We start from the raw sequence: 14,436 nt of genomic DNA, 5'->3' as shown, positions 1-14,436 counted from the left end.
GGCGTCAGTGGCTGCCGAAACCGGTGACGTTGGCATCTTCCATCTGCCCGAAGTTGTCGCACTGGGCACGCAGGGCCGCGGCCAACTTGCGCATCTCGAGGATGCCGTCGGCAGCACTCTGGTGGAAGGATCCGGCCACGCCGGTCAGTGTCTGCGACGCTCGCTGCGAGACCTCGTCGGCGCCGGCCGGACGAACGGCCAGAGTCGGATGCTCCGTTTGTAGGTCGGCATTCAGGCGCTCGGCCAGCTCATCCAATTGCGTCGCGGCACTGCGCACCGCAACCGGATCGAACCGAACCCCGTCGAATGCGCCCCCCACGGAACTGGCTCCGTGAACAGTCATGGCAATTCTCCAATCTCCCCTGATATTTCAGAGCGTGAGTTCTTTGTCCGGCGTATCGGTGATCGTCTCGGCCGCGCCGACTACCGGAATCGATACGCCCTCGATCCGGCCCACGACCTCGTCGCCGTGTGCTTCCGTGACGAGGTGAGTGCGATCCCCGCCGGTTATTCCGGCGTCTCCGGCGCGCTGGGTGCCAGCCGTCGCCGCCATCGGCATAGTGCCGCTCGGCGATGACGCCGAAGTCTGGACCACGCGCGATCGTTCCGACTCCGAAGTAGACGTTGCATTGGGAATGCTGAAGCTCGGCCGAGCCCCTTGCGCTGCGCTCGGCGGTGTTCCCGAGATCGCGCTGATAGGTATGCTCGGCGATCCGGTCGAACCCGTGTTCAGCGACCCGGTTCTCGAACCGGCCAGCCCCGTATTTTCGGTGTCGCCGGACTTCTTTTTCTCGTCGGTCTTTCCGGATTGCCCGTTGGCGTGCGCTTCGGTCAGCTGACTCGTTCCCTGTGTACTGCTCACAAGCTGGCTGACCGCCTTCGTACCGGCGGAAACCACCTGGCCTGCGATCTCGGTACCAGCGGATACGACCGTGCCCGCAGCCTGGATGCCGGGGCTCAGCAGCGGAGCGACCACATTCAGTACTTCGGATGCCAACGTCAGCGGGTCCACACCGAAAGGTGCACCGGTGACCGGGATCTTTATCCCCGCCTGGGTCATCGCGACGGTGTGCACCACCAGCTCACCGCGCGTCCTCGCTACCACGACCATCGCTTCGGAGAGGGTCTCCGTCGCCAACGCGATCAGCGCGCCCAGTCCCGGCGGAGTGATGAAGAAGGCCGCACCGAGGATGACCTCGTTGATGAACTTCAAGATGATGCCGGTCAACTCCGCGGCGCCCTCACCGACGACTCGCTCTGCGTCGAGCAGAATCACCTTCTGCTGCTGCCCCTGCGCGGCGACCTTTATGCTGTCCTGCTGGACTTGAACGTTCTTGACCGCAGCCTTTGCAGCGGCCGGACTCTTCCATCCCGCGGAGACCGTTGTCAACGCCTCGGCGCCCAACGACGCCGTCGACGTCAACGTGTTGACCATCGTCGACAACAACTGCGTGGGATCGAAGCCACTGTCACCGAGCGTGCCGCTGCCGAAACCGGCGAGCAGATCGGTGACCGGCTTGATCAGCGCCGACAGATCGATGGCGGGTAACGGTGGAAGTTGCGGTAGCGCCGGAAAAGGCTGTAGTTGCGGCAGCTGTGGGAGGCCGAGGTCGCGCAATACGTCGTGAACTGGACGGTCCAAGAGTTGGCCGATGGGACTGCCTTTGAACACGTCCATGACCGTCGGGTCCGGCTTGTCGATCATTTCCGGAACGAGAACGAGACGGCGGATGCCGCCTCACCACCCTCGTAGGCGGCCGCTCCCTGAGCGGAGATCGCTGCAGTACCCGCGTGCACTGCTGCGATCTCGGCCGACGACCAAAGGTTGTTGCCCAGAGCGAAGATGAACGCGGTCAGGAAGTCCTGACCGATCAGCCCGAACACGGGTACCGCTGAGGCGACCGCTGCCGCTGCGTTCGTTCCGGCAGCACCTGCCACGTTCGCGGCCATGGCCGCGTGTGTGCTGCCGTAGGCCGCGATCAGACCGGTGTGTACTTCTACGCTTCCGACCATCAGGGGTCCCTCCCGATTACTCTTATTATTTTGAATGCTGATCGCGAATCTGCCTGTACCAGAATGAGATACGCGGAGGTCTCTGCGAAAAAGGTTGGCTATTACGCCATATCGTCATTGAAGGCCGCGACAAGCTCACCTCGGCGCGTGAAGGCTGCCTGCGCCGCCGCCGCTGCCGTGCTGATCAGTGCCTGTTCGAACTGAGCCGGCGATAGCCGCGTCACGGCGGTGGTGAACTCGAGACCCCGCAACGCCCCGTTGGCATCGACCTCCGCGGTGATCGAACCGTCCTCGGAGGTCTCCCGGCCTATGATCGAGGCCATCTGATCGCCGAGGTCGAGCATCCGGTTCAACTGGCGGCGCGCCTGCGCCTCCAACTCCTCCATTGAATCGACCACGTGGCCCCTCCTCAGACCGACCGGAGCCAGCTGACCGGCTCAGTTTCGTAGTCCTGCTCTTCGAGGACTTCCTGACGAGCCACCGCCCCTTTGGTCGGCAAGCCGGTCATAGCCAATGTCGCGGGGCTGATACCGGCCTCGACCAGTTGCGCTCGCCGAGCTAGCCCGGCCCGATTAGCCGACCTCTGACACAATCGCAGGATCTCGCCGGACAACTGCCGCAGGTCCCGTTGCAACTCAGCCCGATCAACCTTGATACCAACCGGCAGCCCCTGCTCAGTAGTACAGACCGAAATCGAGCCGGTCAGCGACACGGCAGTGAATGTTGGCCATTCCTTCGCCGCGTCCGAGTCGGCACGTACCGGCCCCACCTCAACCATTGGGTTTCTCCCTAACTCAGATGTGATCACAGACTTACCACTTCATGGATGACCGCGCTATTCATACCGAGTCGTATCGAGTGACGGCTCTTCGTTATCAACGCAGGTCATCGAGGTGATCGCAGCCCAAGCGGACCCGGTGTCAATCGCGTCCGGTCCGGACATACCGCCGGCCTGAGTGGATCCGAACGTCAGCTTCACCATCATGGTCGGTCCCCCCTGCTTATCCGGGTAGTCGTTCCAGCGTTGAGACAAACAATGCGGGCAGCGGCGTGGCACGCGCTCAAGAAGACCTTGTCGCTCCAGAACTGCCCGACAGAGCGGATTTCCGGCCCGAGCCACGCTGCAGCCCATTCACCACCGAAAGTGAAACACTTCCGTTTAGCCAAAAATGCTCACTTAACATTCGAAAATGATTCCCCTATCTATCCTGGAAAATTGGATCATATCGCAGCGCCGCTTTCAGAATAGAATTCCAGCGCACCGTATCAGTGCAGACACCGACGGTATATTCACTACCGGTACATGTCCCAATGGACCTTCCGGCAGGTCTAGTTCTCGACCAGACAGCCATGCATACTTCAAATATCCGGACAGAATCCGACGGAGTTTTATCTGGCCTTTTCCGAAGAGATCAACGGCCCGTCTGACATGGGAGGACGACACCCCCGCTCGATGCCGCCTACCGCCGCGCGCATGACGCGCTGCGGGATCTGCGCGAATACGCCGAAGGGTGCGCGGTGGCCTCCGGCGCGATCGCTGCGGCGCCGGAACCGCTGAAGTCCGACGACCCAGCCCGTACCCCGACCGACCCCGAGCACGCCGATCTGAACATCAACGTTCAGGTCACGGCCAGACCACGTCGACCTGCAACTGTTGCCCCACGGCAGGTTTCTGGCGTATTCCGGAACCACCTCTAGAGCCAGGAGCGAGACACCTGCGCCTCCTTGGCAACCGCATCGAACGAAATCGGTTGTCCGACATTGTCCAACCGGCGCCGACACGGCGCGACGGCGCGTGGCATCGGAGCGACGGCGGGCCGCCGCGCGACGATGTGCTGTGCGCAAACACGACTCGGGTGTGGGTGTGTACTTCCGGGCACCGGTGCCCGGGGACGCCTACCGCGTCGTCGGCGTCACCTACGACCGGACCCAATGCGGCCTCGGCGGCCCGCCTCTACCTGCATCACAGCGAACCAATTGGGCGGACCGAACGCATCGTCAGTACCGATGTCAGTATTGTCGTGCAGTTCCAAGCCGAGTTCCGGGGCGTCGCAGAGTACTACCGGCTGGCGTTCAACCGTCACCGGCTCGGCCCGTTGAAATACGTATGGAGTGGTCGCTGACCAAGACCCTGGCCCGGAAATACCGATCACGGTCCCACAGGTCTACCGCCGCTACCGTGCCGTTCTCGTCACCGAGCGCGGTCCTCGTCGTGGCCTGCGAGCCGCACCAGACCGAGACGACGAGCGGCCACCAGTGGAAGCACATTGGGGCCGAATCAGTCTGGCCCGTGACATCGCGCCACGCCCCCTCGACGACGATCCGATACGCATCTGGAACAGCCGCCGGTCCGAGCTGGTGCAACGCCTGCTCGCCGAGGCTTGCGAACGATGCGACTCCACCCACAAGGTCGAGGTCCACTATGTGAGAGCGTTGAAAGACCTCAATCCGAAAGGTCGGAAACCACAACCGGATTGGGTCGAGCAGATGGCGGCTCGCCGCCGCAAGACCCTCGTCGTCTGCCGCACCTGCCATGAGGACATCCACGCCGGACGCCCTACAGGCAGGCCACGATGAGCACTGGAGAGCCAGCTGCCGCCGAAATCGGGCACGGCTGGTTCGGAGGGGGCCGGTGAAAACGGACCAGCCCAGCTGGCACCTCGTCTGCGACCTACCCTACTTCCCGCCGAGATCTGTGGGAGCCCGGGGGCCGCACAGGACCGAAACCATCGACTCGCCCAAAAATGCCGGGTCCGTGCAGTGAATTCATTGTCCGAACCGGACATCAGTCAGGCGCGACCGTGCCGAATGGCGCCAAGAAATGCGGCGTCGAAACCCTCGCGTTCGATATGGCATATCTTGAGCGGGTGGCTGTAAATCGCCTCCCGGACATCCTGTACGGACACCGATTTTCGCACGGTGACCAGCAGAAACAGTGCACATACCACACCGGATGGTTCTATCCGGTGATTGGCCTCGCTAGGCTCAGATTCCCAAAATAGCCAGAGGTTGTGCTACGTGATCCTGGAGCTGACATTACATTGACGACCGTGGTTGTTCGAGGGGAATCCACCGTCATTCCCGTGCGAAACTCGTTCGACCCAAACGATCGTCGCTGACCCAAGAACCGAATCGTATCGAGGTCTGCAAAGCACGTGAATGCCCTGTCTGGATAAACCCAAGTGGATTGATCAATCATGGATAGAAGCGTCAACCAAATCAGCATTGCAGTTCAACACATCATCTTCGGTGAGCACTACGACGAGCAGATGCGCATGCGCGATGTGGTGGTCGGGCTGCGCGACAGGCCGGAATCCCGGAAGACACACGCCGAGGATGTCCGAAAAGGATACGACCTGCTGCGCAATGTCGTCACAGAGCTGGGTGGATTATCCCGCAAGATAGCGGCGGACTACCACAAACTCTGCGCGCTGTTCGACTGGGCAGCGATCGCCGCGCCGCGTCTGTTGCCCATTTTGAGCGGCCATTTCAACCTCACGATCGGAGCTATCGAGCGACTGGGCAACGGGTCGGCGTACCAGCAGGAGTGTCTGGACGAACTCGACGCAGTCAGGGCCGTGGGGGTGCTGTTGCTGAGCGAGATAGGGTCCGGCACCAATGTGTTTCGGCTATCCGAACCTACCCGTGCGACATTGGTCCTCGGGCTACTGACCGAAGACAAACTCCCCAGCTACTATCAAGGCGCACTCGACCGCAATCCCGACGCCAGCACGACAGCCAGCATCGCCGACGTCCTCGCCAATTTCCGAATGCCCGGTTGCGCGATGGACGGCTACGGGACGATGGCCAAACAGCCTGTCGCCGTGGACATCTACACCGCACGCGTGCACCACTGGTCCCAGCCGCCGGGTGCCGAGCCGTTGCGTGCCGTGTCGGCTACCGACGCGTCGTGGTGAAGGCGGCGGCGATGTCTCGGAGCGGGGACCTGATAGCGGGGCAGCTGTCGCCTGGTTGGCCTTCGGCGCTGCGGGTGCCACTGCCCGAGCCCGAGCACCTGCTGGCCGGGATCTGTGGTCACCTCACCGCCGGGGCGCCACTCATCGGGTGGGCGCGCGAGCTGGGTGACCTGCACGCCGAGCTGATCGCCGCCGAGATCGATAGTGTCGGGTCGCGTCGATCCGCAGACTTCGACGAAGCCCGCACGCACGCGGAGATCGATCGGATTATCGGCGAGATCGACACGTGGGCGGCGCTGAACGTGCCCTGCTGTCGCAGCGCGCGCCGCCACACCCACTCCTTGGGTGAGGTGATCAGCCACATCGCGTGGGCGTATGCCCAAGCGTGGCGGGTGGTGCTGCACTCCCGCGACACCGAGCTGTGCCATCGGGCATGGTCGCACCTGGCCGAAACGCGCGAGGGGTACGCGTCACTGCTCACCGAAATACGTACCGGCCACACGCAACTGCCACGCGGATGGCGTGGAATCCCACACGAGCACACCTGAGTGACATGGGCGGGAATTTGATGACAGCGAGCCAACGAGAAATCGGCGGCGGATCGACCGGCATCGAGTGGACCGAGGTCACCTCGAACCCGGTGACCGCAGCGACTGCGGCTGCGGCGGTGACTGCACCGAATAGCGCCACACCCCGCCTTGACCTGGGTCATCGCGGGCGCCAAGTCCGATCCCACGGCTCGGCCGATGGACCCGGACTGGGTGCGCGACCTGCGCGACCAAGCCACCGACGCCAGCGCGGACTTCTTCAAGCAGTGGGGTGGCCGCACCCCGAAAGCCGCTGGCCGGGAGCTCGACGGCCAGCTGTGGAACCCAGATCCCAGGAGGTACCCGATGATCACCAACCTGACCACCACCCAGACGTGGGAGTCGCGCCTGCACGCGGATTTCGACCGCGTCCAGCAACTCGCCACCCAGCTCGCCGCAGCCGCGTCCGAGCACGACCTCACCCCCGGTGAACTGCATGCGACGCTGGACCGCATCGACACCATCCGCGCCGAGTGGGAGCACGCCCCCACCGCCGCGCGGCAGGCGTGGGTGCAACTGGAAGGCACCGCAGGGGTGCGCGATGAACCTCGCCATCAACACCAGCCGCATACCCCGTGATGAGCCGCCGCAGGACTGGGATGATCCGAGACCATCGGCGAGGTGGTCGCCCGCGCGGCCGGGCTGTGGGAGGCAGTCGAAGCGACCTCGGGCTTCATTGGCCAGATCCCCGAACTCGACAAGCTTCTTCACCTCAGCGACGCTTACGACCGGCTGGCGGCCGAGAACGATGGGGACCGGCGAATCCCACCGGGGGCAACGATTCCGCGATGGCAGCCGTCCACCCGCCGAGGCGCATCCTGCAAGTGCACATCGAGTCCGGCGCGCTGAAGCTGGATTACCAGGCATCGGCCGAACAAGAGCTCCGACTGGTTCACCGTCACCACCCGCCAGACGACTGCTTGGTGTCTCTCGACGCCAGCGTGCTGCTGACGGAAATGAGTGCGCCGTGAGCAGACCACATCGACCGATAAGGCGACAGCGCTACTACGCCGATCCCGTGACCAAGGCAAGGCCACTCACCATGCATGACTTACACATCGTCGCGCGCGCCTTCGGGTTCCGCAGTGTCGGAGCGCTGGTCGACAGCCTGCTCTGCCTCAGCGCGTCCAGCAAACCGCCACCGCAGACGGACGATTCCACCTCGCAGAACGACACTCATTGAAACACCACCAGGACTGTCCTCGCATCCCCCTCATCCTTGTACGGCGAATTCTGCGTGAGTTCCTCGATGAAGTCCGGCTTCATCGCCGCCCCGAGTCGCGCACGCCGCCTCGCCGTCGCAAGCGCAACCCGCCGATCGGATCCATTTCAGCAGGGTGGCGATCAACGCTGCGTCGTTCTTGACCGTCAGCGGTTTACAGATCGGCGTGCCTGCGGCATCGACTGCCACCGCGATGTGGACATCCTTGTCCGGGTCGATCCCCACCACTGTCACCATCGAAATCGTCGTCTCCTCTTACCAGCCACCGATGACGGGACGAAGGCGAGGGCCCCAGCCAGGAGACAGACCTATTGCGAGTTGACGGCTCAGCAGGCTTCTATCAAGTCACTTCGCGTCGGGGCTCTCGCCCCGTGGGCTGCTGTGGACAGATCAACGGGAAGCCTATGCGGCACGTGTTCTCAGAGTCACCCAGCAGCCCGGCCGGAACATCTCCCGTCGAAGACGTGCCGGCACGAATCACACTGTGCACCAATAGGTGTTCTCGTTCGTCCCGCGCTGCCAGGGTGAGTGGGGGTCGGCGAAGTAGACGGCGATACCGGTGTCGACAGTGAAACGGGTGTGTTGAGCGAGTTCCTCGCCGCGGTCCCAGGTGAGCGAACGACGCAGCAGCAGCAATGCCGGTAGTGTGGCCATCTGTGCGGTCAGTGCCGAACCCATGGCCTCAGCGCCATAACCGGCCAACGCCGGCCCGTTCTTCACCCTCGCTTCGACACCGAAGCCTGCCATGCGCGGCAGATGGACCAGCATCGTGAACCATGTGCTCTGCTCGACGAGCGTGCCGATCGCCGACCTGTCGGATCCGATGACGAGATCGCCCGGCGCGGCTTGTTACGTCCCTTCCACTGCGCCGTGACCGGCCCTGGCCCCGGCATTCATCCAGCGGCCCCACGGACCTGACCGCCCAGCCGCTGCTGCACGCAGCCGCTCGTTCGCGACGAGCTTCGCTCTCTTGGGGCGTCGCGCCAGCAGTTCCGCCTTTCACCGGCGCCACCGACGCTCGGTAGTCAGCTTCCCGTCACGAGTTGCCAGGCCTTCGGGATGGACGCTCTGGGGGATGCCGGTAAAAATCGACTAATTGTCGATTTTTACCGTCAACCTGTTGACTTTGTCTTCGGCAAGGACCACGCTTAGTACGTATCGAGCGTGACCGTTGCTCGAGCGGACCGAAGGAGCGACCGATGTCGATCCTGTGTGAACAGTCTTCGACAGTGCACGGACGAGAAGCTGCAGACGTGTTCACCGAACCCTTCGGTGGCGTGACGCAGCACCAGTTTCCGCTGTACGACGAGTTGCGTGAGTTGGGTGACGAGATCCGTTTCACGGAGGCGTTACAGGGGGTTTACGCCCTTTCGGCATCGGATTGGTGAATCAGACGAAGGTTTTGACATGGACGGAATCGGTACTGGGTTGTCGACGGGGGTCGGCAGCACCCTGACAACACGTCGAGAGTTTGCAGTTCGTTTCGATGCCCTGTACGTGGCCGGCGGCAGTCCGCCGCTCCGACATCTTGCCAGCGCCGCGCACACGCGTGCCCGGACTGTCAAGAAATCTGGTAGCGCGGTGTATGTGTCGGCACAGCGGATCAGTGACTGGAAAGCCGGAAGGAATGTGCCTTCACGATTCGAGGTGCTGCTTCCGGTCCTCCTCGTTCTCATCGACGGGGCCCGGCGCCGCGGTCAGATATCAGGAGCGGAGCTGGTGAATCTTCGCACGTGGAAGCGGCTGTGGGCGCAAGCGCAGGCGATTCGGACCGCATCTGTCCCGGCCGCCACCTGCCCTTTCCCTGGGGCGGCGCCATATTCGACGCAGGGAGCGGCAGGGTTCATGGGCAGAGAGACCGCGGTTCGTCACTTGGCCCAGTTAGTACTCGAGGCCGAGACCGCGAGTCGTTCAAAGCGAATCGTCGCGTTGACCGGCGCGTCCGGAGTAGGGAAGACCTCGCTGCTTCAGGCCGGTTTGGTGCCAGCCTTGGAGTCGCGGCAACCACGAAGTTGGGTGACGCACTCAGTTGTGTTGGGCACCAACCCGGTGGAATCGCTGAAGGATCTCCTCGACCATGTGGAATGCGTCGGCATCGCCGTGCGTAAGACCGCCGACATCGAGGATGCGGGTAGTCCCAGACCACACTTGGTGATCATCGACCAATTCGAGAGGGTCTTCTCGGAAAATTTGGACCATGATGCTCGCGAGGTCTTCCTGGCAATGATGGAGCGTCTCACCGAGAGGGCAGTCGTACTTATTTCTCTTCGGGTGGGCCAGATAGCGGCGTGTACTGATCATTCGATCCTCGTCGACGCCGTCGGACACCGCGGGTACCTGCTCGAACCAATGAATTCCAATGAGTTGCGGGCGGTCATCAATTCCGCGCACCGCGACGGTATCCCGGTTGCGGCCGGAGTGGAGGAGGTGCTACTTGCCGCGATCAGCGGTGCTCGCGCTGATCGGAGTCGACTTGCTCACGAGCCGGGAGAGCTGTCGATGCTGTCACGAACCCTGAAAATACTGTGGCGAGAACGTGCGGGTTCGCGATTGACTGTCGCAGGCTACCGGAGAATCGGCGGGGTCGCAGGCGTCGTCGATGCTTCGACGGACGCCATGTGGGATCGATTGGAGCCGAACGAGCGCGTAATCGCGAGACGGATTCTGCTCGGCCTGGTGTCAGTGCACGGTGATACCGATGACGCACGTCGCAGGCTTTCTTACGACGAGCTCCGCCGCCTTGCCGGTAACGCATCGGAGTTGGCAGTGCTCGACAAGTTGGTCGACGCGAGGATGATGACGATCGATGCCGGCGAGGCATACCTCAGTCACGAGTTGCTGCTGACCTGGACGAGGCTTGCCGACTGGCTCGATAATGAGCGGCCGACTCTGCTCGTCCGCGGGAAGACCGCCGCAGATTGCTCCGAGTGGATCGCAACCAATCGAGACCCATCACTGCTCTATCGCGGGTTGCGGTTGGCGAACGCAATGAATTACATCGACGATGCATGCGAAGTCGTTGTTGAGTTTCTTCGAAAATCATCCATCGCAGAGCAAATCAAAGACCATGCCCCCGCGTACTGAACCAGGGCTGGAGGCGGCTGTTGGGCGCTGATTCGATCGTCTGAAGTTGCGAGTGTCGACACTGCAGCTCCCCGGCAACGGCGCCGGTGGCGGTCCACAACGGAGTGGACCCCAGACGAGGTCACCGCCTCACGCTCTTCGAGCTGATGCAGGTCGAGATCCACACCGGATGCGTGTTTCGAGAATTGCGTCGGCGGTGCGTCCGGTCCGGACGGAGAATCCGGCACGCTGACCTAGCACTTTATCGAAGCTGAATGCTCCAGGTCTTGTGCATGAAACATTGGATTGAGCGCACTGATGGTTGCTGTGGCGGCGTATTTCGGCGCTTGCGCGAAGCAGGTGTACACCCGCCTATTTGTCGGTTGTCTCCAATGGATCGACAACAAGGCCGATTGAGCGCACGGCCAGTGGCACATTCCGGGCCGGACTGCGGGGAAGGAGTGCAATGAGTCACGAAGAAGATTTGAAGGTTAGCCTCGATTTTTCGTGTAGCTGACATGTCGGCCTGATCTGGTTGGGCGGCCCGTCGGCGGCTGTGTCGGCCGCAGAACGGTGTGAGGGATTGGCCCGTGCAGCGGGCTGACTGCCAGGTTCGACGGGCCCGGTGGTGGTCCTGCCGTTGGTTGTTGGGGCGGGTTTTGCCTGATCAGGTGGCTTGCAGCCGGTCGAGCGCGGTGAGCGTCAGACCGGTGGCCGGTGCTGTCCGGGATAGTCGTAGCCAGGTGCGGCGGGCGATCCGGGCGGGTAGTGAGAACAGTTGCAGGCGAAGGGTTTTCGGCTCCCATCGGCGGGCCGGGTGGTCGTGTAGGGCGAGTATCTGCAGCCAGGCGACGAGGTCGAGTACGAGGGCGACGATCGCGAGCCAGATCCGGTTGGCGTCGAAACCGCGCAAGGGGAGTTGCGCAGGCCAATGTCTTTGGCGGCGCGGATGCGGTCTTCGCAGCGGGCGCGGCGGCGGTGGCGTAGTTCCAGGTCGGCGAGCTGAACGCGGCGGGTGTTGGTGGCGAACGCGGTGAGCCGGTTGCCGTCGTGGTCGGTGAACCGCAGCTGGGCGCCGGGTGCGGGCGTTCCCGGCGGAGGATGACCCGCATTCCCGGCGGCCACCTCGACAGGTCGATCAGGCCGGTGATCTCGGCGACCGCGGCCCCGTCACGACGCTTTCCGTCGGCGTCGTAGGCCGTGGTCCACACATCCTTCGCCAGGAAATCCAGTGCGGCGACCATGGTTTCGCTCAATCCGAACCCGATCGAGTACTGCACCCGGCGGGCGTGACAGTAGCCGATGAACTCGTGGGTGCCGCCGCCGGCATCGGCACGGACCAGCACTTTCCTCCGGACCCGGTAGCCCGGCCGCGACGGCAGTTGCTCCAGTGCGTCGTGCAGAGATTTCTTGTGGTCAGCGGCGGTGTTGGCGCCGGCGTTGCCGGGACGCAGCAGGACGAGGCCGCCTCGCCGGTGCCCTCGGTGCCGTGGTCGATGAACGCCAGCAGCGGGTGAAAGCCATAGCCTTTCTTGAGTGTCGGCGCGGCGCTTTCCTTCTCGCTGTGCGAGTCGACCAGGGTGGCGTCTATGTCGATGATCAGCGGATGTTCGGTGCCGATCCCGTGATCGGGAGCCCGGTCACCGGCCTTGCCCCAGACGACTGCCCACGCTGCCGCACGGGCAGTCGTCTGGGGCGGACAACACTTTCGGCGCATCCGCGGCGAGCGTGGTGATCAACCGGGAGACCGTCGGATCCGATGCCACCGGCCCGAACACCCCGGGCTGGGACCGCAGCACCGTCAGATCCGACACGGAATCCGCGCCCGCGGCGATCGCGATCGCCAAATCCAGCACCGTCTTCCCCGGATCATGCACGGCGAGGGGTTTCCGTCACGGCGCCAGAGCCTGCGACAGGCCCTTCACCAGCCCGGTCGTCTCCGCCGTGCGCACCAGCAGCACCGTCCCGGCCTGCGACAGCAGGCCCGCGCCTTCCCTGTCGGCGACCAGCCGCGGATACCACGTAGAATCCCTCACCAGGTTTTCGGGTCCGCTACGCGTCCCGCTGTTGGGGCGGGAAAATGATGCCGCGTTCGCCCGGGCGGCCTTTCTTGATGCCGTGAGTTCGTTCACCAGGATGGCAGTGGGAGCCGCCGACAGGAACGGTCGATTGTTGCCTCGAGCACGCAGACCAGAGTCTTCAGCCCTGTGGTTCCTCCGGGCGGACGTCCTTAGTGGGACGACGTATCGGAAGGATTGTCGTGGAGTTGCTGCATGAGCGTTGCGCTGCTTTGGATATCGGTAAGAAGGATCTCAAAGCGTGTGTGCGAACGCCCAGTGCGGGTGGGCGGAAACGTTCGCGGAGCCAGGAGATCCGAACCTTCGCCACCACCACCAACTCGCTGCTGGTGCTGCGAGACTGGCTGTCGGAGAAGGTCACCCTGGTGGTGATGGAAGCGACCGGCGATTACTGGCGCGGCGCGTTCTATCTGTTGGAGGACTCTTTGAACGTCGTGCTGGCCAACGCTACCCACGTCAAAGGTCTGCCAGGTCGCAAGACTGACATCTCGGACTCGGCGTGGCTATGCCAACTGGACGAATGTGGACTGGTGCGGCCCTCGTTCGTGCCGCCGGAGCCGATCCGGCACCTGCGAGATCCGACCCGCTACCGGATCACGCTGATGCAGGAGCGGACCCGCGAGGCGCAACGTTCGGAAAGGAGTTGGAGGATGCCGGGATCAAGCTTTCCAGTGTAGCCTCCGACATCCTCGGTCGATCCGGACGACAGATGCTGGCGGCATTGATCGACCGCGAGCAGGACGTCAACGTGATCGCCGACATGGCCAAAGCCAGTATGCGCAACAAGATTCCGCAGCTGGTCGAGGCGCTGACCGGCGACTTCGGAGAACACCACGCTTTCCTGTGTCGGCTTCACCTCAAGCGAATCGACCAGATCACTACGGCCATCGAAGAGTTCTCGGAGCGAATCTAGGATCAGATGCGCCCTTTCTCCCGCCAACTTGATCGGCTGGAGACCATTCCCGGGGTCGGCCGCCGGGTCGCCGAAGTGATCATCGCTGAGATCGGCACGTGACATGGACCGGTTCCGCACCGACGGGCACCTGACCTCTTGGGCGGGGGTCTGTCCCGGGCATCACGAATCTGCGGGCAAACGTAAATCGGGCAAGACCCGCTAGGGCAACAAATGGCTGGCCGGCGCATTGGGAATCGCCGCGATGTCGGCGATCCGAACGCGCGACACCTACCTCGGCGCCCGCTACAAGCGGCTGCTACCGCGACTGGGCAAACAGCGAGCCCTTGTCGCCTTGCAGCGCTCGATCCTGACCTCGGTCTGGCATATGCTCTCCGCTGACGTCAACTACCACAACCTCGGCGCCGACTACTTCGCCAACATCAACCCCGCCCGCGCGATGCGCCGAATCGTCCGCCAAGCCAACGCCCTCGGCTACACAGTGCGCTTCGATCCCCTCCCGGCAGCCTGAACTCTGAACGGCCACAGCACAAGTCGGGCCAGCCCGACTGATCGGCTCGCTACGCTCGCCCGTCACGCCAATCTGCTGCTGGTCACAGACCAACGCGAGTCACCAGGTATTCTTTCGGACCAGAAAGATGCC

General features: G+C 63.3%; 13 protein-coding genes and 4 pseudogenes. 9 read left to right on the top strand and 8 right to left on the bottom strand.

Annotation, left to right across the window (positions count from 1 at the left end; all coding sequences use genetic code 11):
• Positions 1 to 4 precede the first annotated feature (4 nt).
• The 5 genes from ACQP1G_RS17185 to ACQP1G_RS17165 all read right to left on the bottom strand — a co-directional run bounded on the left by ACQP1G_RS17185 (position 5) and on the right by ACQP1G_RS17165 (position 2,791).
• Entirely contained in the window at positions 5 to 319 is a 315-nt protein-coding gene (locus ACQP1G_RS17185; protein WP_433205014.1) for a PE family protein, read from the bottom strand.
• Between the two features lie 51 nt (positions 320 to 370).
• Complete coding sequence (locus ACQP1G_RS17180; RefSeq protein ID WP_433205011.1) at positions 371 to 1,705, bottom strand: hypothetical protein; 1,335 nt, start codon at positions 1,703 to 1,705, stop codon at positions 371 to 373.
• Positions 1,702 to 2,013 (bottom strand): hypothetical protein, encoded by a 312-nt coding sequence (locus ACQP1G_RS17175; RefSeq protein WP_433205008.1) that lies wholly within the window; start codon positions 2,011 to 2,013, stop codon positions 1,702 to 1,704. Before ACQP1G_RS17175 ends, ACQP1G_RS17180 begins: the two co-directional genes overlap by 4 nt.
• A 101-nt stretch (positions 2,014 to 2,114) precedes the next feature.
• Entirely contained in the window at positions 2,115 to 2,411 is a 297-nt protein-coding gene (locus ACQP1G_RS17170; protein ID WP_433205005.1) for a YbaB/EbfC family nucleoid-associated protein, read from the bottom strand.
• An 11-nt stretch (positions 2,412 to 2,422) separates the two neighbouring features.
• Positions 2,423 to 2,791, bottom strand: a complete 369-nt coding sequence (locus tag ACQP1G_RS17165) for a hypothetical protein (RefSeq protein WP_433205002.1) — start codon at positions 2,789 to 2,791, stop codon at positions 2,423 to 2,425.
• 1,334 nt (positions 2,792 to 4,125) lie between these two features.
• Here ACQP1G_RS17165 and ACQP1G_RS17160 point away from each other — a divergent pair.
• The 6 genes and pseudogenes from ACQP1G_RS17160 to ACQP1G_RS17135 all read left to right on the top strand — a co-directional run bounded on the left by ACQP1G_RS17160 (position 4,126) and on the right by ACQP1G_RS17135 (position 7,700).
• Complete coding sequence (locus tag ACQP1G_RS17160) at positions 4,126 to 4,590, top strand: hypothetical protein (RefSeq protein ID WP_433204999.1); 465 nt, start codon at positions 4,126 to 4,128, stop codon at positions 4,588 to 4,590.
• 620 nt (positions 4,591 to 5,210) lie between these two features.
• The gene (locus ACQP1G_RS17155; protein ID WP_433204996.1) at positions 5,211 to 5,930 is read left to right on the top strand and encodes a hypothetical protein; all 720 of its coding nucleotides are present in this window, start codon (positions 5,211 to 5,213) and stop codon (positions 5,928 to 5,930) included.
• Positions 5,931 to 5,941: 11 nt separating this feature from the next.
• Positions 5,942 to 6,478 (top strand): hypothetical protein, encoded by a 537-nt coding sequence (locus ACQP1G_RS17150; protein ID WP_433204993.1) that lies wholly within the window; start codon positions 5,942 to 5,944, stop codon positions 6,476 to 6,478.
• 147 nt (positions 6,479 to 6,625) lie between these two features.
• Positions 6,626 to 6,952 (top strand): annotated as a pseudogene (locus tag ACQP1G_RS17145) (DUF5131 family protein); the annotation flags it as partial.
• 353 nt (positions 6,953 to 7,305) lie between these two features.
• Entirely contained in the window at positions 7,306 to 7,488 is a 183-nt protein-coding gene (locus tag ACQP1G_RS17140) for a hypothetical protein (RefSeq protein WP_433204990.1), read from the top strand.
• Positions 7,485 to 7,700, top strand: a complete 216-nt coding sequence (locus ACQP1G_RS17135) for a hypothetical protein (RefSeq protein ID WP_433204987.1) — start codon at positions 7,485 to 7,487, stop codon at positions 7,698 to 7,700. Before ACQP1G_RS17140 ends, ACQP1G_RS17135 begins: the two co-directional genes overlap by 4 nt.
• A 30-nt stretch (positions 7,701 to 7,730) precedes the next feature.
• Here the strand turns inward: ACQP1G_RS17135 and ACQP1G_RS17130 are convergent, their stop codons facing one another.
• Together ACQP1G_RS17130 and ACQP1G_RS17125 are read right to left on the bottom strand one after the other, a co-directional pair.
• Positions 7,731 to 7,976 (bottom strand): hypothetical protein, encoded by a 246-nt coding sequence (locus ACQP1G_RS17130; RefSeq protein WP_433204984.1) that lies wholly within the window; start codon positions 7,974 to 7,976, stop codon positions 7,731 to 7,733.
• Between the two features lie 258 nt (positions 7,977 to 8,234).
• Positions 8,235 to 8,576 (bottom strand): annotated as a pseudogene (locus tag ACQP1G_RS17125) (transposase); the annotation flags it as partial.
• 362 nt (positions 8,577 to 8,938) lie between these two features.
• Here ACQP1G_RS17125 and ACQP1G_RS17120 point away from each other — a divergent pair.
• Positions 8,939 to 9,127 (top strand): hypothetical protein, encoded by a 189-nt coding sequence (locus tag ACQP1G_RS17120; RefSeq protein WP_433204981.1) that lies wholly within the window; start codon positions 8,939 to 8,941, stop codon positions 9,125 to 9,127.
• Positions 9,128 to 9,146: 19 nt separating this feature from the next.
• Positions 9,147 to 10,823: a hypothetical protein gene (locus ACQP1G_RS17115; RefSeq protein ID WP_433204978.1), complete on the top strand. Its 1,677-nt coding sequence runs from the start codon at positions 9,147 to 9,149 to the stop codon at positions 10,821 to 10,823.
• 646 nt (positions 10,824 to 11,469) lie between these two features.
• Here the strand turns inward: ACQP1G_RS17115 and ACQP1G_RS17110 are convergent.
• A pseudogene (locus ACQP1G_RS17110) lies at positions 11,470 to 12,841 on the bottom strand (IS1380 family transposase).
• Between the two features lie 221 nt (positions 12,842 to 13,062).
• Here ACQP1G_RS17110 and ACQP1G_RS17105 point away from each other — a divergent pair.
• Positions 13,063 to 14,304 (top strand): annotated as a pseudogene (locus tag ACQP1G_RS17105) (IS110 family transposase).
• Positions 14,305 to 14,436 lie beyond the last annotated feature (132 nt).

It is taken from the genome of Nocardia sp. CA-107356 (assembly GCF_050946365.1).
Taxonomy (GTDB): domain Bacteria; phylum Actinomycetota; class Actinomycetes; order Mycobacteriales; family Mycobacteriaceae; genus Nocardia.
This window is presented reverse-complemented; position numbering and strand designations above follow the sequence as displayed.

Excerpts from the sequence above, each read along its gene's own strand:
- ACQP1G_RS17180 (WP_433205011.1), bottom strand. The coding sequence starts at position 1,705 with ATGATCGACAAGCCGGACCCGACGGTCATGGACGTGTTCAAAGGCAGT.
- ACQP1G_RS17175 (WP_433205008.1), bottom strand. The coding sequence starts at position 2,013 with ATGGTCGGAAGCGTAGAAGTACACACCGGTCTGATCGCGGCCTACGGC.
- ACQP1G_RS17165 (WP_433205002.1), bottom strand. The coding sequence starts at position 2,791 with ATGGTTGAGGTGGGGCCGGTACGTGCCGACTCGGACGCGGCGAAGGAA.
- ACQP1G_RS17155 (WP_433204996.1), top strand. The coding sequence starts at position 5,211 with ATGGATAGAAGCGTCAACCAAATCAGCATTGCAGTTCAACACATCATC.
- ACQP1G_RS17150 (WP_433204993.1), top strand. The coding sequence starts at position 5,942 with ATGTCTCGGAGCGGGGACCTGATAGCGGGGCAGCTGTCGCCTGGTTGG.
- ACQP1G_RS17140 (WP_433204990.1), top strand. The coding sequence starts at position 7,306 with ATGGCAGCCGTCCACCCGCCGAGGCGCATCCTGCAAGTGCACATCGAG.
- ACQP1G_RS17130 (WP_433204984.1), bottom strand. The coding sequence starts at position 7,976 with ATGGTGACAGTGGTGGGGATCGACCCGGACAAGGATGTCCACATCGCG.
- ACQP1G_RS17120 (WP_433204981.1), top strand. The coding sequence starts at position 8,939 with ATGTCGATCCTGTGTGAACAGTCTTCGACAGTGCACGGACGAGAAGCT.
- ACQP1G_RS17115 (WP_433204978.1), top strand. The coding sequence starts at position 9,147 with ATGGACGGAATCGGTACTGGGTTGTCGACGGGGGTCGGCAGCACCCTG.